The organism is Roseibium sp. SCP15 (genome assembly GCF_040329435.1).
Classification (GTDB): Bacteria; Pseudomonadota; Alphaproteobacteria; order Rhizobiales; family Stappiaceae; genus Roseibium.
Genome location: NZ_JBDZYI010000003.1, coordinates 147,798 through 174,350, shown reverse-complemented (window position 1 = coordinate 174,350; position 26,553 = coordinate 147,798). Strand labels below are relative to the sequence as shown.

At 55.1% G+C, this 26,553-nt stretch carries 24 protein-coding genes and 1 riboswitch; of the genes, 10 read left to right on the top strand and 14 right to left on the bottom strand.

Features of this window, described 5'->3' with window-relative positions:
• Positions 1-30: 30 nt before the first annotated feature.
• Positions 31-936, top strand: coding sequence for a LysR family transcriptional regulator (locus tag ABLO27_RS14585; protein ID WP_353033670.1), 906 nt, complete (start codon positions 31-33; stop codon positions 934-936).
• Between the two features lie 7 nt (positions 937-943).
• Here ABLO27_RS14585 and ABLO27_RS14580 read toward each other — a convergent pair whose 3' ends face one another.
• From ABLO27_RS14580 to ABLO27_RS14555, 6 genes are all read right to left on the bottom strand, one after another.
• Positions 944-1,330 carry a hypothetical protein gene (locus ABLO27_RS14580; RefSeq protein WP_353033669.1) on the bottom strand — a complete coding sequence of 129 codons (387 nt, stop codon included), beginning with the start codon at positions 1,328-1,330 and terminating at the stop codon, positions 944-946.
• Positions 1,331-1,524: 194 nt separating this feature from the next.
• Positions 1,525-2,574: a hypothetical protein gene (locus ABLO27_RS14575; RefSeq protein ID WP_353033668.1), complete on the bottom strand. Its 1,050-nt coding sequence runs from the start codon at positions 2,572-2,574 to the stop codon at positions 1,525-1,527.
• A gap of 971 nt (positions 2,575-3,545) precedes the next feature.
• Positions 3,546-4,592, bottom strand: a complete 1,047-nt coding sequence (locus ABLO27_RS14570; protein ID WP_353033667.1) for a hypothetical protein — start codon at positions 4,590-4,592, stop codon at positions 3,546-3,548.
• Between the two features lie 295 nt (positions 4,593-4,887).
• A complete protein-coding gene (locus ABLO27_RS14565; RefSeq protein WP_353033666.1) occupies positions 4,888-6,480 on the bottom strand; it encodes an ABC transporter substrate-binding protein in 1,593 nt (530 codons plus the stop codon).
• A 128-nt stretch (positions 6,481-6,608) separates the two neighbouring features.
• Positions 6,609-8,693 (bottom strand): S9 family peptidase, encoded by a 2,085-nt coding sequence (locus ABLO27_RS14560; protein WP_353033665.1) that lies wholly within the window; start codon positions 8,691-8,693, stop codon positions 6,609-6,611.
• 480 nt (positions 8,694-9,173) lie between these two features.
• Positions 9,174-9,599, bottom strand: coding sequence for a nuclear transport factor 2 family protein (locus tag ABLO27_RS14555; RefSeq protein ID WP_353033664.1), 426 nt, complete (start codon positions 9,597-9,599; stop codon positions 9,174-9,176).
• Positions 9,600-9,790: 191 nt separating this feature from the next.
• Positions 9,791-10,003, top strand: a riboswitch (cobalamin riboswitch).
• 372 nt (positions 10,004-10,375) lie between these two features.
• On the opposite strand from ABLO27_RS14555, the gene ABLO27_RS14550 reads away from it, so the two are divergent.
• The 4 genes from ABLO27_RS14550 to ABLO27_RS14535 all read left to right on the top strand — a co-directional run bounded on the left by ABLO27_RS14550 (position 10,376) and on the right by ABLO27_RS14535 (position 13,581).
• Entirely contained in the window at positions 10,376-10,780 is a 405-nt protein-coding gene (locus ABLO27_RS14550; RefSeq protein WP_353033663.1) for a DUF1636 domain-containing protein, read from the top strand.
• Positions 10,777-11,550 (top strand): ABC transporter ATP-binding protein, encoded by a 774-nt coding sequence (locus tag ABLO27_RS14545; RefSeq protein WP_353033662.1) that lies wholly within the window; start codon positions 10,777-10,779, stop codon positions 11,548-11,550. Before ABLO27_RS14550 ends, ABLO27_RS14545 begins: the two co-directional genes overlap by 4 nt.
• A 15-nt stretch (positions 11,551-11,565) precedes the next feature.
• Positions 11,566-12,501: an ABC transporter substrate-binding protein gene (locus ABLO27_RS14540; RefSeq protein WP_353033661.1), complete on the top strand. Its 936-nt coding sequence runs from the start codon at positions 11,566-11,568 to the stop codon at positions 12,499-12,501.
• Positions 12,502-12,579: 78 nt separating this feature from the next.
• Positions 12,580-13,581, top strand: a complete 1,002-nt coding sequence (locus ABLO27_RS14535; RefSeq protein WP_353035029.1) for a FecCD family ABC transporter permease — start codon at positions 12,580-12,582, stop codon at positions 13,579-13,581.
• Here the strand turns inward: ABLO27_RS14535 and ABLO27_RS14530 are convergent.
• The 3 genes from ABLO27_RS14530 to ABLO27_RS14520 form a co-directional block, all read right to left on the bottom strand.
• On the bottom strand, positions 13,559-14,791 hold the full coding sequence (locus ABLO27_RS14530; RefSeq protein WP_353033660.1) for an MFS transporter: 1,233 nt from the start codon (positions 14,789-14,791) through the stop codon (positions 13,559-13,561). The two genes, ABLO27_RS14535 and ABLO27_RS14530, sit on opposite strands and share 23 nt — an antisense overlap.
• A gap of 154 nt (positions 14,792-14,945) precedes the next feature.
• Positions 14,946-16,547, bottom strand: a complete 1,602-nt coding sequence (locus tag ABLO27_RS14525; RefSeq protein WP_353033659.1) for an adenylate/guanylate cyclase domain-containing protein — start codon at positions 16,545-16,547, stop codon at positions 14,946-14,948.
• Between the two features lie 222 nt (positions 16,548-16,769).
• Positions 16,770-17,633: an SDR family oxidoreductase gene (locus tag ABLO27_RS14520; RefSeq protein WP_353033658.1), complete on the bottom strand. Its 864-nt coding sequence runs from the start codon at positions 17,631-17,633 to the stop codon at positions 16,770-16,772.
• 147 nt (positions 17,634-17,780) lie between these two features.
• On the opposite strand from ABLO27_RS14520, the gene ABLO27_RS14515 reads away from it, so the two are divergent.
• Entirely contained in the window at positions 17,781-18,191 is a 411-nt protein-coding gene (locus ABLO27_RS14515) for a winged helix-turn-helix transcriptional regulator (protein ID WP_353033657.1), read from the top strand.
• Positions 18,192-18,237: 46 nt separating this feature from the next.
• On the opposite strand, the gene ABLO27_RS14510 is transcribed toward ABLO27_RS14515, so the two are convergent.
• Positions 18,238-19,125 (bottom strand): hypothetical protein, encoded by an 888-nt coding sequence (locus ABLO27_RS14510; RefSeq protein WP_353033656.1) that lies wholly within the window; start codon positions 19,123-19,125, stop codon positions 18,238-18,240.
• A gap of 36 nt (positions 19,126-19,161) precedes the next feature.
• Positions 19,162-19,968, bottom strand: coding sequence for a helix-turn-helix domain-containing protein (locus ABLO27_RS14505; RefSeq protein ID WP_353033655.1), 807 nt, complete (start codon positions 19,966-19,968; stop codon positions 19,162-19,164).
• 99 nt (positions 19,969-20,067) lie between these two features.
• Between ABLO27_RS14505 and ABLO27_RS14500 the strand changes: the two genes are divergently transcribed.
• A complete protein-coding gene (locus tag ABLO27_RS14500) occupies positions 20,068-20,448 on the top strand; it encodes an MAPEG family protein (RefSeq protein ID WP_353033654.1) in 381 nt (126 codons plus the stop codon).
• Positions 20,449-20,510: 62 nt separating this feature from the next.
• Here ABLO27_RS14500 and ABLO27_RS14495 read toward each other — a convergent pair whose 3' ends face one another.
• The 3 genes from ABLO27_RS14495 to ABLO27_RS14485 all read right to left on the bottom strand — a co-directional run bounded on the left by ABLO27_RS14495 (position 20,511) and on the right by ABLO27_RS14485 (position 22,952).
• The gene (locus ABLO27_RS14495) at positions 20,511-21,260 is read right to left on the bottom strand and encodes a substrate-binding periplasmic protein (RefSeq protein ID WP_353033653.1); all 750 of its coding nucleotides are present in this window, start codon (positions 21,258-21,260) and stop codon (positions 20,511-20,513) included.
• A 158-nt stretch (positions 21,261-21,418) separates the two neighbouring features.
• A complete protein-coding gene (gene msrB, locus ABLO27_RS14490) occupies positions 21,419-21,889 on the bottom strand; it encodes a peptide-methionine (R)-S-oxide reductase MsrB (protein ID WP_353033652.1) in 471 nt (156 codons plus the stop codon).
• 82 nt (positions 21,890-21,971) lie between these two features.
• Positions 21,972-22,952: a GGDEF domain-containing protein gene (locus ABLO27_RS14485; protein ID WP_353033651.1), complete on the bottom strand. Its 981-nt coding sequence runs from the start codon at positions 22,950-22,952 to the stop codon at positions 21,972-21,974.
• Between the two features lie 412 nt (positions 22,953-23,364).
• Between ABLO27_RS14485 and ABLO27_RS14480 the strand changes: the two genes are divergently transcribed.
• From ABLO27_RS14480 to ABLO27_RS14470, 3 genes are read left to right on the top strand one after another with little or no spacing between them, the layout of a single operon-like run.
• On the top strand, positions 23,365-25,752 hold the full coding sequence (locus tag ABLO27_RS14480) for a putative monovalent cation/H+ antiporter subunit A (RefSeq protein WP_353033650.1): 2,388 nt from the start codon (positions 23,365-23,367) through the stop codon (positions 25,750-25,752).
• On the top strand, positions 25,752-26,171 hold the full coding sequence (locus ABLO27_RS14475; RefSeq protein ID WP_353033649.1) for a Na(+)/H(+) antiporter subunit B: 420 nt from the start codon (positions 25,752-25,754) through the stop codon (positions 26,169-26,171). Before ABLO27_RS14480 ends, ABLO27_RS14475 begins: the two co-directional genes overlap by 1 nt.
• Positions 26,171-26,548 carry a Na+/H+ antiporter subunit C gene (locus tag ABLO27_RS14470; RefSeq protein ID WP_352945471.1) on the top strand — a complete coding sequence of 126 codons (378 nt, stop codon included), beginning with the start codon at positions 26,171-26,173 and terminating at the stop codon, positions 26,546-26,548. Before ABLO27_RS14475 ends, ABLO27_RS14470 begins: the two co-directional genes overlap by 1 nt.
• The last annotated feature ends 5 nt before the right edge of the window (positions 26,549-26,553 follow it).

Below are 26,553 nucleotides of genomic sequence, written 5' to 3'. Positions count from 1 at the left end.
CATGGATACTTAAATTACGAAAATGGAATCATGCTTGACGATCTGGCTCTGTTTGTTTGCATTGCTCAAAACCGGTCTCTTTCGGCAGCAGCGCGACACCTGCAGTTGCCAGCAGCAACCGTCACACGGCGTTTGCGCAAGCTGGAGGAAGAGATCGGTGCTCAGCTGATCCACCGTTCTGCACGCAAGTTTTCCCTGACGTCGGAAGGAGAGGCCTATTACGAGGCTTTTGCCGATTTGATGGATCAGGCTGAAGCAGCGAAGCGGGGGCTGAGCGCAGATTTGCATGAAATGCGAGGACGCCTGCGGGTTGCCGCGCCAACAAATATTTCGGTCGGCCTGTTGCAACCGATGTGGTCGGCATTTCTCAGGGATTATCCTGAAATCCAGCTGTCTTTGCAGTTGAGCAATCAGAACAAGGATCTTCTTGAGAACAGGATTGATCTGGCATTGCGGATCGGGGTGCAGACGGATCTGCACCTGTTTCAAAAGCGCATTGGCTCCGTCGCAACAATGTTGGTTGCCTCACCGGACTATCTGGAGAGTGCCGGCAGTCCGTTGAAACCCGAAGATTTGAGGGGCCATAGGCTGATTGGCGTATCGGTGCTGCCTAACTGGCTACTGGAAAACTCGGAAACGGGGGCCACTGAAACGCTGCACCTGAGCGCAGATATTGCAGTGGACGATATCGGCCTTGCCGGGCAAATGGCTGCGGATGGGCTGGGAATATCCCTGTTGCCGGTCAGTGAAACGTCCGAGGACCTGAGAAACGGAAGACTGCAGCTGGTCATGCCGCAATGGCAAGGACAAAACCGGGAGGCCTACATGGTCTGGCCAACAGGCCGTTTGCTGAGCGCGCGGGCAAAGTGCCTGCGCGACTATGTGGAGACTTACGTTGCCGGTTATCCCATCCTACAGGGCGTGCTTCCGGTTTGATGTTCCCTTAGGCCACGTAGGATTGGCAGCCGATAAAGCGCGGAACATCAATGTAACTGCGCATGACCGACAACCAAGCCTGACATTCCTGTTGTGACTGGAAACACCCGGCCTGAGAGATCACGTATCTTTTGTCGAAATCATAAACGACACCCCCAGCAATCCCCTTGTAGCCGGATCCGGTGAAGTTTCGGCAGTCGTAGGGCGTGTTGTAGGTGTAGGGAATGTTCTGACGCGTTTTGCTGAAGGTGGGAGCAAACAGCAGGTCAGATGGTTGCTGGAACTGGGATTGGCATGCCGCCAGGGCGAATGTTGCCGCTATTGCCGGAGCGATCCGCAAACCTGTCTTGAGCCTGCGAGCAGCTTCCAAAGCGCTGCGGATGGGACGGGGCATGGCGAACTCCAGTGATTGTATCTCGAACACCCTTTGGCGGGCATCTCAATTGACTGATTTGCAACAGGTTTCTATTGAACCGAAGAACCGGTCAAAATCAAGACACGATCAGCTGAACCCCCCGCTCGTATGAGCGGAGGGGCAATGCCTGGTTTCAGTGATCCTGGTCACTTGCGGCAAGCTGGTTGCCGCGATCAGGAGAACGGATCGATACTGGGCAGATCAAAGTCGAACGGATTGTCCAGACCCTGGCCCGCATCGTCCCAGGCCTGATAGTGGCCGTCTTCATGGAGCTGCAGCAGAATAGCTTCAAGATGGTCATTGAGGTCGCCAAACGCATCCCAGGCTTCGCCCATGCCATTGGCAAAACGGGCAATTTCGTCAAACAGGCCCTGCGGAAACTGGTCAACATTCACCTCGCTGAGGTCTGAGAACCAGGCCGTGATTTCGTCTTCGAAGAGATAGTCCCGTCCAGCTCCGTTCAAGTAGTCGATTTCACCTTCAAAGACGACGGAAAGCGTCATCTGGTAAATTCCGCTGTCAAGCCTCTCGAGGTTGACCATCATCTCGAAACCCATGACGAATTCTTCAATTCCGTAGTCGAAAGCCTGTCCCTCCACGTTGAGCATCTGCTCGTATCCGTAGGCAGTCAGGACCGGATTGCCATTCGTATCGAACAATTCGGTTTGGATCGTCGTGGCGACCTCGGCATCCATCGCAACATAGAGCTGCCTCAGCTGCGTGTCGTAGAAATTTCCTTCGAAGTGATAGGCAAGACCGCTCTGATACTCCACAGGGGTCAGTTGACCGTTGTAGTTCATGGTCTTGATTTCGGTCATGCGCTGTTCGCTGAGCGCAAGCACATCAAGGGTCCCGTCCTCCGTTCGGAACGTGTAGTTCTCCATATCCAGGCCGAAGCCCAGTTGCTGCTCACCCGCTCCGTTCGAAGATTGGATCTCCGAGACAATGTTGCCCTGCGGCCCTTCCTGAAGTTCGCCACTTGGAAGGTTTTCCTTTCCGTCAAGGGCATAGGGGTCCAGGTTCATGAAGGGCAGGTCAGCCGGATTGGCGGCCCCAGCCATGATGCCAGTTGCGGCATCGGTCGCAGGCACAATGTCCAGTTCATCATGTGGTCCAGGAGGTTTCGGCTGATTTGCCTTTGCAGCCATAGTATCGAGTTGAAGCTCCAGCAGATCATCCAAACTGGTAAAACTCGTATTAGTGATCCTTGTATGAGTATTCATGTTGTTTCCTCTCTGAAAGTCTCTTACTTGATCCCAGATCTATTATTTTGTGATCTGTGATTAAAGATTTGGTGAGAAGTAATATTTGTGCAATTAAAATATAGTTCATTAAACTTTGGAAATAATTCGGTTTTCGCATTAAATGATTGATCTTGTAAATTTGGAATATTCGAAATGAATTTGATGAATTCCTGCCTTTACTTATTCTCTAAAGAATAAGCGGAAGGTAATAGTCAGGATTAGGATTGGCTGTGCCTTGGGTATCTGACGTAGCTTCTCACCTGGATTTTTGTCTGCGGTGGCCTGGTGTTTCGTTGCCGGACAGCCGATCCAATCCATTCAGCGAGCACAGCTCAGGGCCGCTTCTCCTGATCCGGCGTTCACAGACCTGGTTGACCTGAGATTACGTTTCACTGTTCGGCAGGGGCAGGGGGAAAAGGCCGGTGTCAGGGATGCCTGTCTCTGATGGCACTCTTGCCTGAAACGTCTGTTGACGCTGACCCAGCGCCGTATCCGGAAATTGTCCGTCCTCTGGGTCGCATCGAAAGTGAATTCGGATTCCCAAAGCAACGCTGGATGTGCAAGGGGACATAGTCGACATCGCGATGCCTGATGCCGGCAATTTCATCCGTCCTCTCGTGGCATTTGGCCGGGCTGTTTCCTTCCTATTGCCAGCAGGAAGTTCTCGAAGCGTGCGCTTTGAGCAGCCATCGAAATTCCGATTGCTGAGATTCTCTTCGCCGTATCGGGCTGTGACCAGCAGGCGGACGGTGTGTTGGGAAGCGAAAGTACCGGGGGGCAAGCGGGCACGCACATGTTGAAATTGCTGCCCGCAGCTCCGGCTTTCAGTTGCGAAGCGGTGCTTCGATGCAGCCACGCATGGCAGGCAGTTGATCCCCCTCCGTTTCATGAACGAAGGGGGAGTTCATGGTTTTGAAATTGGATCAACCGGCGAAGGTTGATTGCCTGGATCAGGAGAACGGGTCGATACTGGGCAGATCAAAGTCGAACGGATTGTCCAGACCCTGGCCCGCATCGTCCCAGGCCTGATAGTGGCCGTCTTCCTGAAGCTGCAACAGAATTGCTTCAAGATGGTCATTGAGGTTTCCGAACCCATCCCAAGCTTCCCCCATGCCGTTGGCAAAGCGGGCAATCTCGTCAAACAGGCCCTGCGGAAACTGGTCAACATTCACCTCGCTGAGGTCTGAGAACCAGGCAGTGATCTCGTCTTCGAAGAGGTACTCCCGTTCAGCTCCGTTCAAGTAGACGATTTCACCTTCAAAGACGACGGAAAGCGTCATTTGGTAAATTCCGCTGTCAAGCCTCTCGAGTTCGACCATCAGCTCGAATTCCATGACGAATTCTTCAATTCCATAGTCGAACGCCTGTCCCTCCACGTTGAGCATCTGCTCGTAATCGTAAGCGGTCAGGATCCGATTGCCTTGCGGGTCGAACTCGGTTTGAATCGTCGTGGCGACCTCGGTTTCCATCTCGACATAGAGCTGTCTCAGCTGCGTGTCGTAGAAATTTCCTTCGAAGAAATAGGCAAGACCACTTTGATACTCCACGGGGGTCAGCTGACCGTTGTAGTTCATGGTCTTGATTTCAGTCATGCGCTCTTCGGTGAACTCCAAGACGTCCAGGGTCCCGTCGTTCGTGCGGAACGTGTAGTTCTCCATTTCCAGGCCAAAGCCCAGTTGCTGCTCACCCGCTCCGTTCGAAGATTGGATCTCCGAGACAATATTGCCTTGCGGTCCTTCCTGAAGTTCGCCACTCGGAAGGTTTTCCTTTCCGTCAAGGGCATAGGGATCAAGGTTCATGAAGGGCAGGTCGACAGGATTCGGGCTGCCGGCGATAGTGCCTGCTGCTGCGTCTGTTACTGGCTCAATCTCGAATTCTCCTGGCGGGCCGGCTGGTTTCTGCTGACTAACCTGGGATGTGAGAGTATCGAGTTGCTGCTGCAACAGTTCATCTAGACTGGTGAAGTTGGTATTAGTGAATCTTGTGTGAGTATTCATGCTATTTCCTCTCCAGAACTCTGTTTCTTGATCCAAGATCTATTTTGTCAGATCGATGATTACAGATTTGGTGAGGTGTTATTCTTGTTCAATTAAAATATGTTTCATTAAATTTCGGAAATAATTCGGTTTTCTTATTAAATGAGATTGGGTCCAGATTTGGAATTTCTGAAAAGATTTTGTGAAATACGGCTCTTTACTTGTGTTCTAAAGAGCCGTTGAAACCGTTGCTCACAAACTAAAAGGCCGGCGCTGGATGCGCCGGCCCAAAATGAACTCAGCTTGTGCGGCTGATTCAGTTGACGTTGATCCAGCGCAGCATCAGGAAATTGTCCGCCCGTTGTGTCAGGTCGACATTCGACTTGGAGCCCCACAACAGTGGCTGAATGTGCAGTGGCACGTAAACCACGTCGTCGCGAATAATCGTGGCGACTTCATCAATCATTTCCTGGCGCTTGGCAGGATCGATTTCCTTCTGAATGAGCGGCAGAAGTTCATCGACGCGTGCATTCGAGTAGCCGCCGAAGTTCCAGCTGCCGAGTTTCTTTTCGTCATTCTTGGTGGTGACCAGGAAACGGACCGGATGTTCGGCGTCGAATGTGCCTGGCGACCAGCCCAGAAGATACATGTCGAAGTTACCGGCCCGCAGTTCCGGCCAGTAGTTGCGGACAGGCATGGCGGTGAGGTCTGCCTTCATGCCTGCCTGTGTCAGCATTGCAGCCATGGCTTTGCAGAGTGCTTCGTCGTTGATGTAACGATCATTCGGGCACATCAGGCCGAAGGAAAAGCCGTCCGCGTAGCCTGCTTCAGCCAGAAGAGCCTTTGCACCGTCCAGGTCGTAACCGGTCCGGTCGCTTGCAGCTTCGCTGTATCCCTTCATTTGCGGGCTGACCAGCTGGCTTGCCACTTCAGCGTTGCCACGCATGATCTTGTCGACCAGGGCTTCCGCATTGATCGCCTTTTGAACCGCCTGGCGGACCTTCAGGTCCTGGAACGGGTTCTTGTCGGTCGTCTCCGAGGAGTATTTCAGCGCATCCTGGTTGTGACCGAAGCCGAGCATGATCACCCGGGCTTCAATACCCTGGTGCAAGGTCAGGCCGTCCTGGCCTTCAATACGGTTCACGTCCTGAACCGGGACCGGGTTGATCAGATCGACCTGGCCGCTCAACAAGCCTGAGACTGCCGTTGCCGGATTGGCGATCGGCAGGAATGTGGCTTTGGTCAGATTGTGTTCTTTTTCATCCCACCAGCCGTCGAAAGGCTCCAGAACGGTCTGGACGCCAGGCTCGCGGGACGCAAGCTTGAAGGGACCGGTGCCATTGGCATTCAGTGTCGCGTAGGTTTCCGTTTCCTTGGCCGGCCGGACGGCGCTGTTCGCTTCCGACCAACCCTTGTCCATGATCATGAAGTTGGCAATGGAATCGGGGAAAATCGGGTTGGGAGCGTGGGTCAGGAAGTCGACAGTGTAATCGTCTACGATCTTGACTTCCTTGACCGGGGCAAACCAGGAGCTTGTATCTGCCTCTTCAGAGGACGCGCGCTCATAGGAGAACAGGACGTCTTCGGCGGTGAACTCCGACCCGTCATGGAACTTGACGCCTTCACGCAGGTTGAAGCGCCAGCCGTCGCCCCCCAACGGTTCCCAGCTTTCTGCAAGAGAGCCTTCGATCTGCATGTCCTTGTCGCGGCGAACGAGACCTTCATAGACATTGTTCAAAAAACCCAGAACCGGGGCGGAGTTGACCGCATGCGGGTCCATGGTCTGGGGATCGGTCGGTGAAGACCAGCGCAGCTCTGCGGCGCCTGCAAGAGAAACGGACGAGAGCAGGGCGGCAGCAAGAGTAAAACCGGCGGCGGACAGGAGGCCCCGGTGTGATGACTTCGTCATGACATCCCCTTCAACTGTTGTTGTAAATTTGGTTGAAAACAACCTAAGCCATTTGGGGGCAAAAGAAATACCGGACCCGCATGCGGGCCCGGTCTTCGTGTCAAATAAATGTGAACAATCGCAGTGCGTCAGGCCTTGCCGGTCACCATCAACGCAAAAGCCTGGTTCAGAGCGACTTCCTTGAGCCGGTCGAAGCGACCCGAAGCACCACCGTGACCTGCTTCCATATTGGTCTTGAGCATCAACTGGTTGTTGCCGGTCTTTGTCGCGCGCAATTTGGCAACCCACTTGGCAGGCTCCCAATAGGTCACGCGCGGGTCGGTCAAGCCTGCAACGGCAAGGATAGCCGGATAGTCCTTGGCCTCGACATTATCGTAGGGAGAATAGGAGGCGATGTACTGGTACGCTTCCTTGTCCGTGATCGGATTGCCCCATTCCGGCCATTCCGGCGGGGTCAAAGGCAAGGTGTCGTCAAGCATGGTTGACAGGACGTCGACAAACGGAACTTCGGCAATGATGCCACCGAACTTCTCAGGTGCCAGATTGGCAACGGCCCCCATCAACATGCCACCGGCGGAACCACCCTGGGCAACAATCCGGTCGTGAGAGGTAAATTTCTCGGCGACCAGGTGATCGGCTGCGGCAACAAAGTCGGTGAAGGTGTTCTTTTTCTTCTCCCGGCGCCCATCCTTGTACCAGCGGAAGCCCTTGTCCTTGCCACCCCGGATGTGAGCGATGGCATAGACAAAGCCGCGATCCACCAGAGACAGGCAATTGGTGTTGAAGCTCGCCGGAATGGTGATGCCGTAAGACCCGTATCCGTAGAGAAGAAGCGGTGCAGAACCGTTCAGCTCAGTATCCTTGTGGTAGAGCAGGGACACAGGCACGGTTTCCCCGTCGGCCGCCGGCGCCATCAGACGCCGGGTGATATAGTCTGCCGCATTGTGTCCGGAAGGAACTTCCTGCTCCTTGCGGAGCACTCTCTCTCGGGTTTCCACGTTGTAATCGAAGGTCTGCGACGGCGTTGTCATCGAAGAATAAGAGAACCGGATCGTGGTCGTGTCAAACTCGTAACCGCCGCCCAGTCCGAGTGAATAGGCTTCTTCGTCGAAAGCAACAGAGTGCTCGATATTGTCCGCAAGCCTGCGGATGACAATCCGGGGCAGACCGTCTTCGCGTTCCAGGCGGGTCATGAACGTCTTGTAGACGCAGTGCGACAGGATCAGGCGGCCGGATTTGTGCGGTACCAGATCTGTCCAGAACTCGCGGCCCGGGGTTGCCTTGGGGGCTGTGACGATCTTGAAGTCTTCGGCATCACCAAGGTTGGTCAGGATGTAGAGTGTGTCGCCGCGATCCTCGATGGAATATTCAACGCCCGTGTCGCGTGGTGCGATCAATACCGGTGGCGCTTCCGGCTGATCTGCGGGGATCATCCAGACTTCCGAAGTTTCGTGGTCGTGAATGTCGATCACGATGGTCTCGCCGGACTGGGTTTTGCCAACCCCCATGAAGAAGCCGGCATCCTTTTCCTCGAATACAAGAACATCATTCGCCGGATCTGTTCCGATTTCGTGACGAAACAGTCTGGATGGCCGGTGATTGTCATCGAGGCGGATATAGAAAACGAATTTGCTGTCGGCCGAAAAGACACCGCCACCGCCGGTGTCTTCGATGCTGTAGTCCAGGTCCTTGCCGCCAGAAACCTCACGCAGCCTCAATGTGTAGTATTCAGACCCCTTGTCGTCATACGCCCATGCAAGCAGCTTGTGATCCGGGGATTGGCTGGCGCCGCCGATCTTGAAATAGGCCTTGCCCTCGGCTTCGTTGTCGCCGTGCAGAAGAATGGTCTCTGCGCCGCCATCGCGCGGCGTGCGGAAGAAAATCGGTTGCTGGCCACCAGTCTCGTATTTCAGACCGTAAGCGTAGGGACCATCGGGCGTGGGGACCGAGCTGTCATCTTCCTTGATCCGGCCGCGCATCTCGGCAAAGAGCTTTTCCTGCAGCTCTCTTGTCGGCTCCATCTGCGCGTCCTGATAAGCATTTTCAGCTTCCAGGTAAGTACGAATGTCAGCGTCGAGAACGGAGGGGGCCCGCATGACGTCCTGCCAGTTGTCTGCGCGCAGCCAACCATAGTCGTCCTGTCGTGAAATGCCGTGGGTTTCAAGTGTCTCGGGGCGCGCTTCGGCGCGCGGGGGAAAAGCATCCTGTTTCATGATTTCCGAGGTAAGAATTTTGACTGCTGAAGGCAAGGGCAGATCGCACGGATATCAGCTGAAAGAACAATAAACCTAACTGAGATCATTGTTGGTTTTACGAAGCCTAAATCGGTCGAATGCGAACCGTATTGATGAAAATGCTGCCACGTAGAGAAATTGCGACGTGAAAAGGCTCCTCGGAACGTCGAATTGTCGACTTACATCTATCGGCACAAGTTGAGAAAATACCAGAAGCAAGAAACTCAGCATCGGGATGACCCAGACCCATCGTTCCGGCAGAATAATCAGCAGCGCGATTATTGGAATAAAGTACAAATATAGGGGCATGGAGTTAAGGTGCGATAAAGCGTATCCAGCGCGGCGTCGGTTGGTGGAGCGGTTAAGTTTCTGCTTGAAATACTTGCAAGATTCGCGGCTAAAGACAACGAACGAGTTCGTCTCAAATGCTTAGGTGAGCGGGCTCGAGATTGCCGGGCCTCAGCTGCGGGATGCGAAATCCGCGTCACTCGGATCTCCCAGAGTCACGCTGTTCAGATAGCCTTTCTTGATCCGTTTGCCGTCAAAGCGGAAAAATGCAATCGCGCGGGTTTCGAGACGTTGACCTGATACCAGCGACTTGCCACGCGTGTTGTGCATGCTGAACAGCCTGTCGCCCTCTTCGGACATTTCAACAAAATCCTGTTCCTCGACCTCCGCATCCTGGCGCATGCGGCCTATACGTCGCTGAAAGATGTCGCGTGACAGATGTCTGCCGTCGATCTCCGCTGAAAAATCGGGCGTGAAGTAAGTCTCCATGATGTATTGGGCCGTGTGGGTGTCCGAAAAGACCCAATCGGCCATGAAGTCCTGGAACACCGTCTGGAGCGGCGCGTTGAAGCCATTTCTGTTCTGTTGACCTGGCATGTGTCCCATGCTCCCCGTTTGATGAGGGAGCTCCCGTTTTATCCTGTTTCCCGGATGGTGCTTCCGGTGAGCGTGGCGATCAAGTTAAAACGTGTTTGGTCAGGAATTTCCGAATTTTCTTCTTCATTCCAGCGGATGTCGCAGCTCGGTAGGCGGGTGTCGGTTTGCCGATTGACACATTCGGTTATTTGCTCCAATCAAAAAGACATGGTTTTCGAATCCAAGTTCTGGATCGGAATTAAAAGGGAACACGGTGAGGCGTAGCCAACAGGCACCAAATCCGTGACTGCCCCCGCAACTGTGAACGGTGAGCGGACCTGAAAGCGCCACTGGGGAGACCCCGGGAAGGATCAGGCGAGCTGTGACCCGTAAGTCAGGAGACCTGCCATTTCATCTTCAACTTCAACCCGGGCGGGGTGTTCCGGAGGAGCGAGTGATATGGCTAACCAGCATCAGCTGACAAAGTTCGACATTCGGTTCTTCAGCATTCCGCGCAATCGCGGAGGGCGATATGAACCGGAAAATACACAAAAGACTACTTCATACTCCCGTCTTTCTTGACAAGGCCAGCAGCGTCAGCGAGCGGGCTGCTCGTGCTATGTGCCCGAACGGACACGACACTGTGGTTGCAAACAAGATGCTTGGTAATGTAATAACATTACAAGAGTCGAAATTGCACGGAGTTACCCCTTTGGCTGGCGAGAGCGTGGAGAGAGAAGACTGTCCAAAACAGCGCCCAAAGGTCCTCAGCCTCTTTCCGAGAGATGGGGGCAGCGATGAGTGTTGATCCCCACAGAATATTCGTGTGCACGTCCTGCCGTTACAGCGGAAGCAATTGCCGACCGGGTTTTGAACTCATCAGCAAGCTTCAGGACGCTTTGAAACTCGCCGTACCAGTCGTCGGAGAGGAGTTTGAAGTGTCGGGCATTGCCTGCATGGCCGGATGCTCGCGTCCCTGCACGGTTGCATTCCGTGCCAGCGAAAAGGCGACTTACCTGTTTGGCGACATCGATCCGGATGAAGACATCGATGATCTTGTTGCCTTTGCTCATCAGTATCGGCAACTGGAGGATGGCTGGTGTTCGTCCGGTCAACGGTCGGGCAAGTTGAAGCGGTCGGCCTTGGCGCGCATTCCGGCGGCGATGATTGTTACCGAAGCAAGTGAGGCTGCTGTTTCATGAATGGTGCGTCGCTCTCGGTCAGAAAAGCGAGTTGGCAGGCGGGGCAGGGCGAGACGATCCTGCATCCCGTCAGCTTTGAGCTTGAGGCCGGGAAGGTTCTCGGAATTGCCGGTGCCAATGGCGCCGGCAAATCAACGCTTCTTCGGCTGCTCTACCGGTTTCACAAACCGAGCGAAGGCGGCATTTTTTTGGACGGGCACGACATCTGGCGGATGTCCTCACGAGAAACAGCAAGAAAGGTTGCGGCTGTCCTGCAGGAGCAACCAACGGATTTTGCCCTGTCAGTGCGCGAAATCGTGGCCTTGGGGCGTCGCCCTCACGGATCAGGATTTGCCGGAAGCGGCAAGAGGGATGCGGAAATCGTCGAAAGCGCTATCGAGCGAATGGGGCTTTCTGAGTTTTCGCAACGCTCCTTTGGCACGTTGTCAGGTGGTGAACGGCAACGGGCGATGGTGGCCCGTGCACTGGCACAGGAGCCTCAAGTGCTCATCCTGGATGAGCCGACCAATCATCTGGACATCAGGCATCAGCTGGAAATCGTTTCCCTGATCGGCAGTCTCAACATCACTATCGTCGCAAGCCTGCACGACCTTAATCTTGCAAGCGAGGTGTGTGACCGCGTTCTGCTGTTGCACAAGGGTTTCACAGTAGGTTTCGGAAATCCAGAAACGGTTCTGACACCGGAGAACATCACCGAAGCCTATTCGGTTCAGGCACGGTTGGTGCAACTTGCTCATGGAGAGCGTGCGCACCTGACCTTTCATCTTTAGACATTGGAGAATTTCATGAAGAGTGTGGCTCTCAGTCTGACGGCGATCCTGTTTGCAGGTACGGCTCTTGCAGAAACAAAGGTACAAAGCTGCGACCGGGAAGTTATTTTCGATGCTCCGCCAAAAGCGGCTATTTCCAACGACGTCAACCTCACCGAGATGATGCTCGTTCTCGGACTGCGCGACCACATGGTCGGCTACACCGGCATCTCAGGTTGGAAAACACTGGATGAGGAAATGCGCGAGGGCGTTGCCGAGCTGCCGGAACTTTCAGAGAAATATCCCACAAAGGAAGTCCTGATCGGCGCGGATGCCGACTTCTATTTTGCCGGTTGGAACTACGGCATGAAGGTGGGCGGTGAAGTGACCCCGGAAACACTCGCCCCATTTGGCATCAATGTCTACGAACTGACCGAATCCTGCATCCATATCGGCGACAAGCCGAAGGTGTCGATGGACGACATGTATAACGACCTGATCAATCTTGGAAAGATTTTCGGGATCGAGGACACGGCACATGACCTTGTCGGCAACTACAAGCAAGAACTCGACCAGTTCACGTCTTCGCTGAAAACGGGAGACGAGCCACTGCGGGTCTTTGTTTACGACAGCGGTGAAGACAAGCCGTTCACCGCAGGGCGCTATGCAATGCCGACTGCGCTCATCGAGGCCGCGGGCGGTGTGAATGTTCTGGACGACTTCGAAAAGAGCTGGGCCAAGATCGATTGGGAAACCGTGGTCGACAAGAATCCCGAGATGGTCATCATCGTCAACTACGGCAATGTCACGGCCGAGCAAAAGCGGGACTTCATGAAGAACAACCCGGCGCTTGCCGAGATCGACGCCGTCAGGAACGACAGGTTTGTGACCCTTGAATATGTCGAGGCAACACCGGGGCCGCGCAACATCAAGGCCGTCAAGAAACTGGCCGAAGCCTTCTGGGGAGAGTGATCCTTGCTGCAGCGCGTGTCGACGGACAATCCCCGGGAAGTGAAGCGGACGCAGACAACGTCAAGCAACCGTTTCCCCTTGTTGCTGGTGCTCGGGGTTCTTGGGTTGTTGGTTTCCGTCGTCACCGCCTTGTCTGTCGGAGCCGTTTCGGTTCCGGCCGGCACGGTTTTCGGCATTGTTGCCGATAAGGTTTTCCCCGGATCGGTGGAAGTGGACTGGTCCAGGGGCAGGGAAGCGATTGTCTGGGACATCCGTTTCCCGCGAACACTGTTGGCCGGTTTTGTCGGCGCCGGGCTTGCGATCGTCGGGGCTGCACTCCAGTCCGTGACCCGCAATCCGCTTGCCGATCCGCACCTTCTGGGCATTTCCTCAGGCGGTGCGGCCGGTGCAATTCTCGCTCTGCTTCACACGGGACTGTTTCTCGGACTGCTCACAGTTCCCCTTATGGCATTTGCCGGAGCACTGGTCGCCACTCTGGTTGTTCTCGGCGTGACCCATTTTGCCGGAGCGACCAGTGCGGATCGCTTGGTGCTTGCCGGTGTCGCCGTCTCCTTTATCATCATGTCGTTCGCAAATATCCTGATTTTCCTGGGAGATCCGCGTGCGACGCACACGGTTGTCTTCTGGATGCTCGGCGGGCTTGGATTGGCGCAATGGTCCCATCTGTTGTTTCCGCTCGGTATCCTTGTTGTGACCGTGCCCTATCTGCTGGCCAAGGCCGGTGACCTGAATGCCATGACAATCGGCGACGAGACCGCCTCGACGCTCGGCATTCCCGTTGCCAGGTTCCGTCTGACCGTTTTTGTCGTTGGAGCGCTGATCACGGGTGTGATGGTCGCCTTTTCAGGACTCATCGGTTTTGTCGGTCTGATGATCCCGCATATTGCCCGGTTCCTGGTCGGGGGCGGATACACGCGGGTCTTGCCGGTCAGTCTACTGCTCGGTGCCATCTTTCTGATCTGGGCAGATATTTTGGCCCGGACATTAATGGCGCCGGAGGACATGCCGATTGGCATTGTCACCGGTTTGATCGGCGGTGTTTTCTTTATTTTCCTGCTCAGGTCGCGGGCGCGAGCCTAGTCCGGCTGCGCATCAAAATGAACACCATGATCGCCATGTTGAGGACGTTCCATGCGATCCCGTTCAGGAAGGCTGCCTGATAGGAACCGGTGAGGTCGTAAATCAGGCCGGAGAGCCAACCGCCAAGAGCCATGCCAAGAATGGTCGACATGATGACGAGCCCCACTCGTTGCCCGGCCTCCCTGGCCGGTAGGTATTCACGCACGATAACTGCGTAGTTTGGCACGATCCCGCCTTGGGAAAGGCCGAAGATCAGCGAAACCAGGTAAAGCGATGCCAGACCGTTGAACGGTATGAAAAGGAAGAGGGCAGCGCACTGTAGGACCGAGCTAATGAGCAGGGTTCTGACGCCGCCGATCTTGTCGGCCACAAAGCCCGAGACGAGGCGGCTGATGACGCCGGCTCCTGTCATCAGGGCGATCATGTCGGCTCCGGGAGCAACACCGAAACCAAGGTCAACGCAGTAAGCCACGATGTGAACCTGGGGCATCGACATGGCGACACAGCAGGCGAGACCTGCAATGACCAGCAGGATCTGCAGCGTGGCGGGGGACAGACCGGTGGACTGGCTGCCAAAGGTGTTTTGCGACGGCGAGGCCGACAGGGCTGCTTCGGGTGGAGGGCGGCGCAGGATCAGCGCCAGCGGAACCATCGTCACGAGACAGATGACGGCGATCAGCAAGTAAGTTTCCCGCCAGTCAGAAGTTGCAAGGCTCCATTGGATGATCGATGGCCAAAGCACACCGGCAAGGTAGTTTCCGCAAGCTGCACATCCAACCGCAAGGCCTCGCCGTTTCAGGAACCAGTGGGAGATATCGGCAATCAGCGGACCGAAAGTGGCCGCGGTTCCAAGTCCTACCAGCACACCCTGGGCAAGAGTAAACATCCAGATGTCCGGAGCCAATGCGGCAAGCGCGAACCCGGCACTGAGCGAGAGCGCTGATGCGATCACCGGAGGAACAATGCCGTAACGGTCGACATAACGCCCAAGCACATAGTTGCCGGCCGCAAAGCCGATCATCGTCGCCGTGTAGGGTAGGGAAGCACCAGCGCGATCGATGCCGAAGTCAGCCTGAACCGCCGGAAGAACGATGACCACAACCCACATGCCAGCCCCACCCAGCGTGCTGAGCAGGATGGAAATGGCAAGGCGGAACCAGGCGTAGGTACCGTCCTGGGCATAAGGATCTGAGGTGGTCAAATCGGACATTGCTGGCTTTCAGGTCGTCTTGTTTTTCCTGCCTAGCAGGTTGGGAGAGGAGCGACCAACAAATATCCTTGAAGTGATTGAACAGTTTTGGAAATGAGAACGCTTAGATCGGTCAAACCGGGCGCCATTGGGGGCTAAGGCGACAGAAGCTCGACTACAGACCCGGAGATGCTGGTTTCCGGTTCTTGAGTGCTGTCAGCATTGTTTCAAGGGCATCCTGGGTCTTGGCGGCATCGGAAGCACCAAGACGATCCACATCAAGGAACAGATGAACACCTTCGCCTGAAATGTTGAAAGTCTGCTCTTGTGATGCGTCCGTATCGACGTGAAAATCATCGACACGATAAGGGATGATATCGCGGCTGATACCTTTCAGGCGGATCGGATCCATTGCGGTCGCTCGCACATGATCAGAGACGAGTGCATAGGTCTCGTAGCTGACAACAATACCGCCGGGCTCGGCAATGCTCTCCAGTCTGGCCGCGAGGTTCGCCTCGGCACCTATGATCGTGTAGTCCATCCTGTCTTCACTGCCGAAGTTACCGACATTGCAGTACCCGGTATTGATGCCGATACGCGACTCAAACGGCTTCTCGATCCCGCGCCGTCGCCACTCGGCGTTGAGTGTCTTCATTCGCCGTTGCATGGCAATCGCCATCTTCAAACAGGCAAGAGCATCTTCCTTCGGACCCTTTGTTTCCGGATCACCGAAAAACGCCAGGATCGCGTCGCCAATGAATTTGTCGACGGTTGCGCCGTGCTCGGTCGCGATTTTCGACATTTCGGTGAAGTACTCATTGAGCAGCCGCGTCAGTTCTTCAGGCTGGAGATGCTCGGAGGAAAGGGTGAAATCCTTGATGTCGGAAAAGAAGATCGTCAGCTTCTTGCGTTCTGTGGAGATGACCACGTCCCGTTCGCCGGAGAATATGCTCCGGTAGACCTGAGGAGACAGGTATTTCGAGATTTTCAGCGAGATCGAGGCGAGGAAAGAGTTGGTCTCCTCCAGCTCCTTGTTCATGCGTCTGAAACCAATGGCCTGACGCAACTGCAACAGCATGAAGGCGACACCGAAGAAGCCCGCGCAGGCGAAGTAGATCAGCAGGTATTTGAACGACCAGATGTTCTCGGCAATTGGTTGGGAGATGCTGATTTCCTGCAGACCCCGGATATCGCCAACTCTCCAGTCCTTTTTGGGACTTTCCTCGTGAGAATTGTGACAGGCCACACAGGCTGAACCCATCACCACTGGAGCTGCAATGCGGATCTTCCGGTCGAAGATCGAGCCGGTTATTTCCGTCATCACGAGGTTGGGGTTGCGGTTGGCCCGAAAGGCCTGAAGTGCGCCGCGCTCGAAACTGTCGAGCACATGCGGGGCGCGGTTCTGGAACACGTGGTCCGAGACAAAGCGATAGTCAATGTCTTCCTCGCCATCACCGATAACTTCCGCCATTTCGATCGAGAGTGTGGCAGGAATGGGGATGGCGCCGGGGATCGCCTGATAGTTATGCGCCGTCCGTGTTTCACCCTCGGTGGACAGAACACGGGAAACCACGTTGGTGGCATAATAGGTGCGAAATCCGGTGATGATCGAATTGAGACTTGCCGCTTGCGCACGCAGTGAGTTGTCGGAAAGGTTTTTAAGATCCAGCCAGACTGCCAGCGGTAAAAACACCAGCGCCGAAATCACAAGCACGGCGATCCATTGCGGCCGATTGATGAAGAACAGTGCTGTACGGTTCACAAAGCGATCGTTCATGGCGCCGTCCTGGAAAATCCATCCTTGATTGAGACTTGGCCTTTAGACGACTTTACAGCGATTCTCCAGTCAGGTGCCGGAGGGTCGGAGGTCATCCTACCTCGCGGCGGTTTGGGGGATGACGCCTCCAAAGAAATTCGTAATCAAATATGTCGAAGTTGTTTGCCGGGACAAAGCCTGTCTGTCCCGGCTAGAATTCTGTACAGCTTGGCTTGGAAGGGATCAGGCAGGCCTTGCTGACGAGAGTACCTCAGAAACTGCCGCACTCAGTGTTTTTGTCGGGTGACCAATCAACTCTTCCAGGGTCGTGGAAGCGTTGAAGAGCTCGCCTTGAGAGGCGCCCCGGTCTGCATCAGCAATTGCCCTGGCAAAGCCTTCCGGCAATCCGGCTCCCGCGAGAATGCCTGAATAGCCTGCTTCAGGCAGATTGTTGAAAGGAATATCGCGACCGGCCTGCCTGGACAATTCAGCGGCGAGATCGGAAAGGGTGAAAGCTGGTTGTCCAGCGAGTTCCAATGCTCTGGTGGTAAGGTCATTTCCTGTAACCGCGCGAGCAGCAGCTTCGGCATAATCTTCGCGTCCAGCTGCCGAAAACCTGCCGTCGCCACTTGCTCCTACCACGGCACCATGCTCCAGCGCCGCTGCAATTGTTCCGCTAAAGTTTTCCAGGTACCAACCGTTTCGCAAGATAACGTGAGCAATACCGCTTTGCTGCAGGATCTGCTCCGTCTCGATGTGTTCCGTGGCGAGTACGAGGCTTGATTTCGGCACATTCAAGAGGCTGGTGTAAGCGATGAAACCAACACCTGCCGCTTTCGCTGCGTTGATAACCGCAGCGTGCTGTGCCGTGCGGCTTCCAACTTCCGAGCCTGAAATGAGAAGCAGCCTTTCTACCCCTTCGAGCGATGCAGGCAGGGTCGAAGGGTCATTGTAGTCGGCGCGCACAACTTTGATCTGCCCGGTGGCAAGATCTTGTGCTTTTTCAGGGGAGCGCACAAGCGCACGAAGCGGTTGGTCCGTGAGTTCTGCGAGATGTTTCAGGACAAGCCGGCCAAGCTGACCGTTGGCACCGGTTACTGCGATCATGAGTTTTCTCCTGGTTTCGATCGGTGAATTCCATCGGATGCCATCCATGTAGATGTATAACTTTCCTTTTGTTAGTACATACAAAAAGGTTAGTTTTGGGCTTGATTCCACACGAGAAAGATCCTCGTAGTGAAGGAGACCGGATTGATGACAGATGCAGAGCCGGACAAACCCCTGGGGTTGTCGGATTTGGTGCGCGAAGGTGCGCTCTTTGACACGAATTGTCCGTCGCGGGAAATCCTGAAACATCTGACGAGCAGATGGGGAGTTCTGGTCCTGATCGCCCTGCTGGAGCAGGATCACAGATTTTCCGACCTCAGACGCAAGGTCGGTGGCGTCAGCGAGAAAATGCTCGCCCAAACCCTGCAGACGCTTGAGGCCGATGGTTTCGTGAACAGGTACTCACATCCGGTCGTTCCACCGCATGTCGACTACAGCCTGACGCCGATAGGAAAGGAAGTTGCCCTGAAGGTGCGGGACTTTGCTGACTGGATTGAAATGAATATCAGCCGAATTCTGAGTGCCAGGAATGAGAAGGCGGCGGCGCGGGTATCTTAATTCTAGAGGTGAAGTTGCTCGGGCATATGCCTAAACCGGTCTCTGGTCACGGACGGCAAAGCGCAAAAGTTGTCCCGTTCTTGAGTTCGAAATGGACGCAGCCGGCCTTTGAGGCTTCGTCCGTGTCTCCTCGTCTTGCAACAGGAGAGGGCAGCGAAACCGTTTCCAGCTCACTGAGCTTTCCATGGGAGAAGCCAAAGACCCGAAGCGCCCCGCGGTCAGCTGAAGGGACAACAATATCCATTTGACCATCCTTGTCGTAATCCAGGTCGGCTGAAAGGTCTTGGGCCCTGGACCCGATTTCGTGATTTGAAGTGCCGTATGTCGAAGCAATCGGTCGCAGCTTGTCACCGCTCCACACGACAAAATGCAGCGTGCCGCCAATGTGAGGCGTCTCAACATATGCGATTTGCATGGAGCCGCGTCCCGCGTAATCCCAAATCCCAGCGATGTTCAACCACCTGTTGGACCGACCGATCGCTTCTGTACTGGCGAGTTCTACGAGCTGGTTGTTTCTGACACCAAAGATTGCAACGCTCGCCCCGGCATTTCGATAGGATCGGATCGTTACGATCTCTGGTCTTCCGTCTCCGTCGAGATCGACAATCCGCGGTGTTCTGTCTTCGAAGACCTGGCTCTCGGGAAGCTGAAGTGTATGGCGTCGGCCGTTCCGATATTCGACGTGGAGAGCTCCTGCTTCGACCGCATCACCCAATATGCCGTGGCGGTAGCGTGTCGTAGGCGATCCGTACCAGGCCGCGACTTTCTCGCCCCTGGTGTTTGTTGAAACTGCAATTCTGCCGTCAGGAAGACCGTTTTGCGGGGTGGCTTCGATCCCTTTCCAGACACTTTCCGGCAAGGGAAGTTCGTCCGCGGATGCAGGCAGGGTGTTCAAGGAGACTGTAAATGCCAATGCAAATAGGAAAGTTCTCACAAACTTCATCCTGTGGTCTGTGGTGTCCGGGGAGGTCTATTCGGCGGCAGTTGTTGAAGCGGCCATGTTGGCTGCTGCCAGTAGGCAGTTTTCGCTGGCGGCATCCATGGGTACCATCATTTCAATCGTCATGCCTTCAATAACTGCATCCTGAACGGAGGCCAGTTGACCGAGCAGGGAGGTGATCCGAAGGCGGCCGCCCCCGGGAAGTGCAATTTCAACCGGCACAAAGACGGGTACATTTTCCCGATCTATTTCATCCAGGCCCTCCAGGAGCCCGCTTTCGTGTGCTTTCGTGAGTAGTTCCGCAAGACCTGGGTCTTCAGCGGCTTCCTTGTAGAGGCGTGCTGCAAAGATGGGCGCAGCTTCTTCCCAGTTCAGAATACTTTGGCGGAAGACTGGCGAGAGAAAAATCTCGAACAGGTTTACAGGTTCATTCTGCTCCTCGATGAAGCCCGAGAGAAAGAGTTTGCCCGGTGAATTGCTCCTGAGGATTGTCCAGCGCTTGTCGAGCACGAAGGCAGGAAAGGGCCAGTTAGCCAGAAGCCGCGTCTCGATCAAATCGAGCGCTTCCTGAACGTCCGGAGAATCTTCAGCCCGGTACTTGTAGGGGCTTGCAAAACCCGCTGCTTCGTGAAGCACGAAACTGGAAGCGACGGAAAGGGCAAGCTCGCGTTCGATCCTCTGGATCATGTACCGGCTTGGTTGGGCTCTTCCCGTCTCCAGGAATGACACGTGACGCTGTGTTGAACCAAGCCGGCCGGCAAGGTCAGCCTGGCTCAGGCCGCGCTCGCGCCGCAGTGCCTTTAGAGTCTGGCCAAAAGCGGAGCTGCGTTCGTTCATTCGTCAATCACCTTATTCCTCCCGAGGGAATTGCCGAGGACCGGGAAAGAAATAGGCTCCCGCTTCGAACCGTGCAACACACGAAACCCGGAGTGACCCATGACAACTTGGATCCTGGCCGTACTGGTACTCTATTTCTGCCAAATCTACTTTAACGCGTTGCTTTACCTGCCAACGGAAGGATTGATCCGTCACGCCGGTGGACGTGATGCTCAGCCTGAAAAGGGCAAATACACAGCCCGGGCGGATCGGGCACTCGTCAACATGAAGGAAAACCTGCCGTTTTTCCTGGTGCCTGCCGTTCTTGCCTACCTCGTTCCGAATATCAACCTGGCGCTGGCCATATCGGGAGCGCAGTTGTTCTTTTGGGGGCGCCTGGCCTATGTCCCTCTTTATATGAGTGGAGTACCCGGGCCGCGCTCCATTGCCTACATGGTCGCGCTGGCAGGGAACATCATGATGGTCTGGGCCCTGTTCTAGGTTTGGCGGCAGTTTAAAAAGGAAAGCCGCTGGCCAATTGAAGCCTGCCCGTCAGCTTGTCTTCAATTGGCATAGCGGTCGACAATTTCCCAATATCTTGGATCCCGCCAAACCTTGGAGACAGCGGCGGAAAGCCTGGCCCGAATATCCGGATCCAGATCCTTGTTGGCTGCGAGCCACTGAATACCGTGTGTCAATGGAGCGCCGGCAATCAACTGGTCCGCTTCATAGCCCATCTGCCTGAACATGTATTTTGCTCGCATGGACATGGTGTACCAGGCATCGATCCGGCCGGTCTGCAGCATGGTTGTCATTTGCTCCGCAGATGAAACCTCGATGAAATTTGTGGCGCCCATGCGTTTCAGTATACGGCTGCGCTGACTGCCGAGATGAACACCGATGACCTTGTCGGCCGCGATCGCTTTTTCAAACGTGTCCAGCGGCGCGTCCAGCGTCACGAACGCGCTTTCGGTGTAAATCAAAGGGGCGATATACTGAAACTTTTCGCTCCTGGTCTGAGTGTACGCGACGGTGAACAGCAACGATCCGGAGGTGTTTTCGGCAAGAAGTTGCGCTCTTTTCCAGGGGGCAAAACGGATGTCGATTTCAAGCTCCGCTTTTTCTGCAACAAGTTCCATCAATTCGACCGAGATGCCTTTGTGCTCCTCGTCTATGGAAAGCGGCGGCAGGAACCCGGTGAAAGCGACAATGCGTTCGGCTGAATTTGCAGGTGTCAGCAGGTGAAGCACCAGCCCGAAGCCCAGAACGACCGGGACCAGGCGAGATGTCCACCGCGAGAAGGAAACAGACAAGAACTACCCCCAGGTTACCTGCATTGGATATGGGCAAAACTAACAGGTGGGGGTAACCGAAAACTGAACAGCTCTCTTACAGCGTTGAAATCTTGAACGAAATCACACAGCCTCCGGTTGAGTTTTTTCTGGGTGCACCAGTTTGCCAGCTGTGCTGTTCAGGCTGATTTTTCGTCGTCATTACCTGCTTCAGCAGGTTGCTGTCCGCCATGGACGAAATTCATTGCGTGCCCGTTAATGCAATAGCGCAGTCCCGTCGGAGCCGGGCCGTCTGGAAACACGTGCCCAAGATGGGCATCACATTGTTGGCAGCGAATTTCGGTGCGGATCATGCCATGCGATTGGTCTTGCAATTCGCGTATTGCGTTGGGGTGGACAGCTTCGAAGAAGCTTGGCCAGCCGCATCCAGCGTCGAACTTCGTATCGGACATGAAAAGCGGTGCGTTGCAGCACACACAATCGTATCGTCCAATCAGATTGTTGTCCCAATAAGGGCCCGTGAACGGGCGCTCGGTTCCCGATTGCCGAGTTACATAAAATTGCTCTGCGGTCAGCTGCTGCATCCACTCTGCAGTCGTTTTCCTGACTTTCGGCGTTGTTTCTTTCCTGTTTTCGGCGTCGTCGCTCATTGCGAACCTTCTGAATGTGTCTGTTCCGGCAAGAAATAGGGAGGGGGTGTAAACACGGCAAGACAGATATTTGTTACCGCGCTCAGTCGGGCAGGATGTTCATCACCGTCTTGACCCGGTTGCCGCCTTCCTGCCGGGCCTGGAAGACGCAATTTTCGGCTGCAGCCAGAATGAACTCGGCGCTTTCCGATAGACCGGTCTGCCTGGCGACGGTGCATGCTGCTCCCACCGAAGCCGTGACGACTCCGCTGCCCGCCGTATTGGCCGGGTTGGGGATGGCGAGATCATGGATGGCCACCTGTATGTAAGCGCTGATGGTTTCCGCCCCGATTTCATGGGTCCGGGGCAACAGAAGTGAAAACTCGGAGGAAGCCGTTCGTGCGGCAATATCGGCAGGACGACGCGCGGTTTCCTTCAATGTGGTCGCGACCTTGGTCAGGCAATCGTCCGCGACTTCCTGACCGAAATGTTCACTGAGTGCGTCGAAGCGATCGATGGAAACCTTGATCAGGCTGGTATGAGATTTCTCTCGCAGGGCGATCGCCCATTCACGCTTCAGATTATCTTCAAATGCCCGCCTGTTATAAAGACCCGTCACAGGATCGGTCTGTGTCGCGGATTCAAGCAGGCTTTCAAGTTCCTTTCGCTTGGCAATGCTTCGAAAATAGACAGCGAAGGCATACGGCTGACCAGTCGCGTCATTCAGAAGGTGGGCATTCACCTCTGCCCAGATCAAGCGGCCGGATGCGGAACGCAGTTGCAGATCTGCATGGGGAAGGGGAGAAAGCGGGGTCGCGCTGCCGGAAAGAACCTGATGTAGCAGCTCCGCATCGCCATCAGGTGTGCCGACAAAAACCAAGTCGCTCAGATGACTTGCGAGCTGGTCGGTGGTCCAACCGAACATCTGTTCTGCGGCTGGGGAAATGAAAGCCGGAGTGCCGTCGAGCGCCAGAAGTACAATCGCGTCGTTGCTTAGTTTCAGCAGAGTTTCAAAGTCGATACCGGACGGGCGTAGCAGGCTTGTTCCGGATGTTTGTGTGTCGTTGTTCTTATCCGACGCCATTTTCGCCTCGCTCAGGATTCCAGAACCAGCTCTTCGTCCGTGATGGTCCTACATGAAACTGAACGTTATCCGGACATTGAAATCAAGTGGCTTGCTGCATGGCGGCAGCCTCAAGTCCGGTGCCGGTTGGGTTCAGATCCAGGCGAGAGTGCAATCAATCCTTTATAGTGTGAATTCGCGAGTTGGTTCCCACTGGCGGTTTTCGGCCCTTACCCGGCGGCAATGCGCAGGCAACACAGTCAGACCCTGAAGCCTTAAAAAGGTCGAAAATCATTCGAGAATGCTTGAAGACGAGAATACACACACCTAAGACATGTCATAAATCTTGCGGGCCGCTATTATTCGGAAATCAAGTGTTGATTCGAGCGGATTGACGCCTGCCGTTTCTTGTAAAACGTGACGAAAGATCAGAATGACGCCAGCTGTGATCGACGACACCACTCTCTACGCGGTTCTGGCACCCTTTGCGGCTGCTGTGGTTGCTCCCATCTTGACCCGCTGGTTCAAGCACAATGCTGCTTGGCCTCTGGCGCTGGTCCCCGCGCTGATTTTTCTGCACTTTGCGAGTTTCATCGGGCCGGTCTCCGAAGGGCAGAGTTTTGTTGCGGCCAAGGCCTGGGCTCCGAGTTACGGGATCAACTTTTCGGTCTATGTGGATGGTCTTTCCACGTTGTTCGCCTTGCTGATTTCCGGTATCGGCACATTCATCATTCTCTATGCGGGCGGATACCTGAAGGGTCATCCGCAACAGGGTCGGTTCTTTTCGTTCCTGTTCATGTTCATGGGGGCAATGCTGGGCCTCGTGCTTGGCAACAATCTGATTTCGCTGTTCATTTTCTGGGAGCTGACGTCGATCACGTCATTCCTTCTGATCGGGTTCGACCATCTGAGAGCGGCCTCAAGACGTGCCGCGATCCAGGCGCTGGTTGTCACCGGCGGCGGCGGGCTCGCACTGCTGGCCGGATTTATCCTGATCATCATCACGACAGGTGAGATCGATATGGCGGTGCTGCTCAGCTCACCGGACATCATCAAGGACAGCGGCTACTATCTGCCGATCTTTGTCCTTGTTCTGGGCGGCGCCTTTACCAAGTCGGCCCAATTTCCGTTTCACTTCTGGCTGCCGAATGCAATGGAGGCGCCAACCCCCGTTTCGGCCTATCTGCACTCCGCAACCATGGTCAAAGCAGGCGTCTACATGCTGATGCGCATGCATCCGCTTTTGGGAGGCACCGAGCTTTGGACGACAGTTCTTCCACTGTTCGGTGGTTTGACACTGCTGGTTGGAACCCTACTGGCGATCCGTCAGACCGACCTGAAACTGATGCTGGCCTACACGACCGTCGCTTCGCTGGGATTGCTGGTCATGCTGACGGGGACCAGTCACGAAAAAGCTCTGGAAGGGGCGGTCCTTTACCTGTTGGCGCATTCGCTCTTCAAGGGCGCGCTCTTCATGATCGCCGGCACGATTGATCATGAGGCCGGAACAAGAGACATCACCAAGCTGGGTGGTCTTCGCTCCGCGATGCCGGTGACATTCGTGGCAGCCTGTCTCGCTTCCTTGTCGATGGCGGGATTGCCACCGTTCATTGGTTTTATCGCAAAGGAAGTCCTTTATTACGGCACATGGGGATGGCTTGAGATTTACGGTCTGCCAATGACCGTGACAGCGGTCGTCGGCAACGCCCTGATGCTGGTGATTGCAGCGGCGGTTACAATCAAACCGTTCTTCGGTCCGAAAGTGGAAACGCCCAAACACGCGCATGAAGGACCGGTGCTGCTGTTCGCCGGGCCAGTGTTCCTTTCATTTGCTGGTCTGATCCTTGCTTTCTTCGCTCATACAACGGGTGTTCTTTTCGTCGGGCCCACACTTTCCTCGCTTACTGGTGTCTTCACGGAAGTCGATGTTCACTTGTGGCCAACCAAGATCAACGCGCCGCTGATCCTGTCTGTGGTCACAATAGGTTTCGGCATTGCGCTGTTCACGCAGATCGACAAGTTGCGGAGTGCGATGGCCTCGACACTGACCGCGATCGGTTGGGGACCGGACAAGGGGTTCGACCAGTTCATTGCTGGAATTGTCAGCTTTTCAAGCTGGTTCACGCGGATCGTTCAGACCGGCAAGATGCAGACCTACATGCTGCTGACCTTCGTGTTCACCGCAATCGCCGTCTTGCTGCCCGGTTACCTGGTGGACAGTTTTCCGGCGATGCCGAGGCTCCCGGATTATCGCTTCTACGAGTGGGGTATCTTCCTGATCGCCATTTTGGGGCTGATTGCGGTCCTGATCGCCAAGACCCGCCTGACCGCAATTGTCTCGCTGGGTATCCAGGGGTTTGCAGTCGCTCTGATCTTCATGATGTTCGGCGCACCGGATCTTTCCTTTACGCAGTTCATGGTTGAAACGCTGTCGGTGGTGATCCTCGCGCTCGTCATGACGCGGCTCAACCTGTCGCCTCGCGATCATCGATCAGCGCCGGATATCGCACTGACTGGTGTTGTTTCGGTCGCGGTCGGCCTTGGACTGACGCTGACCCTGCTGGCGGTTACGCAGCAACCCTTTGACAGCCGTCTATCTGACTTCTTCACCCAGTTCAGTCGCTCGATTGCCCACGGACGCAATATCGTGAATGTCATTCTCGTTGACTTCCGTGGTTTCGATACGCTCGGAGAAATCGCAGTTGTGGTCCTGGCAGGTCTTTGTGTGCTGGCACTGATCCGCGTCAGAACCAAGCCGGATCAATCAGAGACAGCGCCGCCGAGCGAGATTGTTCAAACAAAACCCGCGGAGGTCCGCTGATGCGTACAGTCATTTTCCGCACAATTGCGCCGTATCTGGCCGCGTTGATGGTGCTGTTTTCCATCTTCGTGCTGTTGCGCGGGCATAACGAGCCCGGTGGCGGTTTCATCGGCGGTCTGATCGCGGCTTCGGCCCTTGCGATCTTCGGTATCGCCTGCGGCGTTGCTTCGGTACGACGGGCCATCGTCTTTCACCCGATGAGCATTTCCGGTTTCGGCCTTTTCATCGGTGCGCTTGCCGGAACGCTGTCGTTCTTTCGGGACCAGCCGTTCATGACAAGCCAGTGGCTGATCTTCGACCTGTTTGATGTGGAGATACCCTTGTCCACTCCGCTCGTCTTCGACATTGGCGTCTATCTCGTTGTGGTTGGTGCCATCAGCTCGATCGCGCTTTCTCTTGAAGAAAGGGAGACCGATTGATGGAAACCGGTGTCGCCATTCTTATTGGCCTGTTCTTTTCAGTTGCCGTCTATCTGATGTTGTCCCGGCATCTTGTGCGGATCCTGCTCGGCATCGCGATCCTGGGCAACGCGGTCAACATGTTGATATTCACCAACGGTCGCCTCACAAGGGAAGTGCCGCCGCTCATTCCTGCGCATCTTTATGTGCCGGAAACTGCAACGGCCAATCCGTTGCCGCAGGCGCTGGTTCTGACGGCTATCGTGATTTCGTTTTCCTTCTTTGCCTTTCTTCTGGTCCTGGCTTTCAGGGCCTACCAGGAACTGGGCACGGATGAAGTGAATAGAATGCGTGTTGCAGAACCTGAACACGACCAAACTCCGCCGCAAGGGTACTAAGCTTT

Coding starts and splice junctions, on each gene's coding strand:
- ABLO27_RS14580 (WP_353033669.1), bottom strand. CDS start 1,330: ATGCCCCGTCCCATCCGCAGCGCTTTGGAAGCTGCTCGCAGGCTCAAG.
- ABLO27_RS14470 (WP_352945471.1), top strand. CDS start 26,171: ATGGAAACCGGTGTCGCCATTCTTATTGGCCTGTTCTTTTCAGTTGCC.
- ABLO27_RS14565 (WP_353033666.1), bottom strand. CDS start 6,480: ATGACGAAGTCATCACACCGGGGCCTCCTGTCCGCCGCCGGTTTTACT.
- ABLO27_RS14575 (WP_353033668.1), bottom strand. CDS start 2,574: ATGAATACTCATACAAGGATCACTAATACGAGTTTTACCAGTTTGGAT.
- ABLO27_RS14585 (WP_353033670.1), top strand. CDS start 31: ATGCTTGACGATCTGGCTCTGTTTGTTTGCATTGCTCAAAACCGGTCT.
- ABLO27_RS14505 (WP_353033655.1), bottom strand. CDS start 19,968: ATGAACGAACGCAGCTCCGCTTTTGGCCAGACTCTAAAGGCACTGCGG.
- ABLO27_RS14545 (WP_353033662.1), top strand. CDS start 10,777: ATGAATGGTGCGTCGCTCTCGGTCAGAAAAGCGAGTTGGCAGGCGGGG.
- ABLO27_RS14520 (WP_353033658.1), bottom strand. CDS start 17,633: ATGATCGCAGTAACCGGTGCCAACGGTCAGCTTGGCCGGCTTGTCCTG.
- msrB (WP_353033652.1), bottom strand. CDS start 21,889: ATGAGCGACGACGCCGAAAACAGGAAAGAAACAACGCCGAAAGTCAGG.
- ABLO27_RS14500 (WP_353033654.1), top strand. CDS start 20,068: ATGACAACTTGGATCCTGGCCGTACTGGTACTCTATTTCTGCCAAATC.
- ABLO27_RS14540 (WP_353033661.1), top strand. CDS start 11,566: ATGAAGAGTGTGGCTCTCAGTCTGACGGCGATCCTGTTTGCAGGTACG.
- ABLO27_RS14570 (WP_353033667.1), bottom strand. CDS start 4,592: ATGAATACTCACACAAGATTCACTAATACCAACTTCACCAGTCTAGAT.
- ABLO27_RS14555 (WP_353033664.1), bottom strand. CDS start 9,599: ATGCCAGGTCAACAGAACAGAAATGGCTTCAACGCGCCGCTCCAGACG.
- ABLO27_RS14560 (WP_353033665.1), bottom strand. CDS start 8,693: ATGAAACAGGATGCTTTTCCCCCGCGCGCCGAAGCGCGCCCCGAGACA.
- ABLO27_RS14475 (WP_353033649.1), top strand. CDS start 25,752: ATGCGTACAGTCATTTTCCGCACAATTGCGCCGTATCTGGCCGCGTTG.
- ABLO27_RS14525 (WP_353033659.1), bottom strand. CDS start 16,547: ATGAACGATCGCTTTGTGAACCGTACAGCACTGTTCTTCATCAATCGG.
- ABLO27_RS14515 (WP_353033657.1), top strand. CDS start 17,781: ATGACAGATGCAGAGCCGGACAAACCCCTGGGGTTGTCGGATTTGGTG.
- ABLO27_RS14530 (WP_353033660.1), bottom strand. CDS start 14,791: ATGTCCGATTTGACCACCTCAGATCCTTATGCCCAGGACGGTACCTAC.
- ABLO27_RS14480 (WP_353033650.1), top strand. CDS start 23,365: ATGACGCCAGCTGTGATCGACGACACCACTCTCTACGCGGTTCTGGCA.
- ABLO27_RS14550 (WP_353033663.1), top strand. CDS start 10,376: ATGAGTGTTGATCCCCACAGAATATTCGTGTGCACGTCCTGCCGTTAC.
- ABLO27_RS14485 (WP_353033651.1), bottom strand. CDS start 22,952: ATGGCGTCGGATAAGAACAACGACACACAAACATCCGGAACAAGCCTG.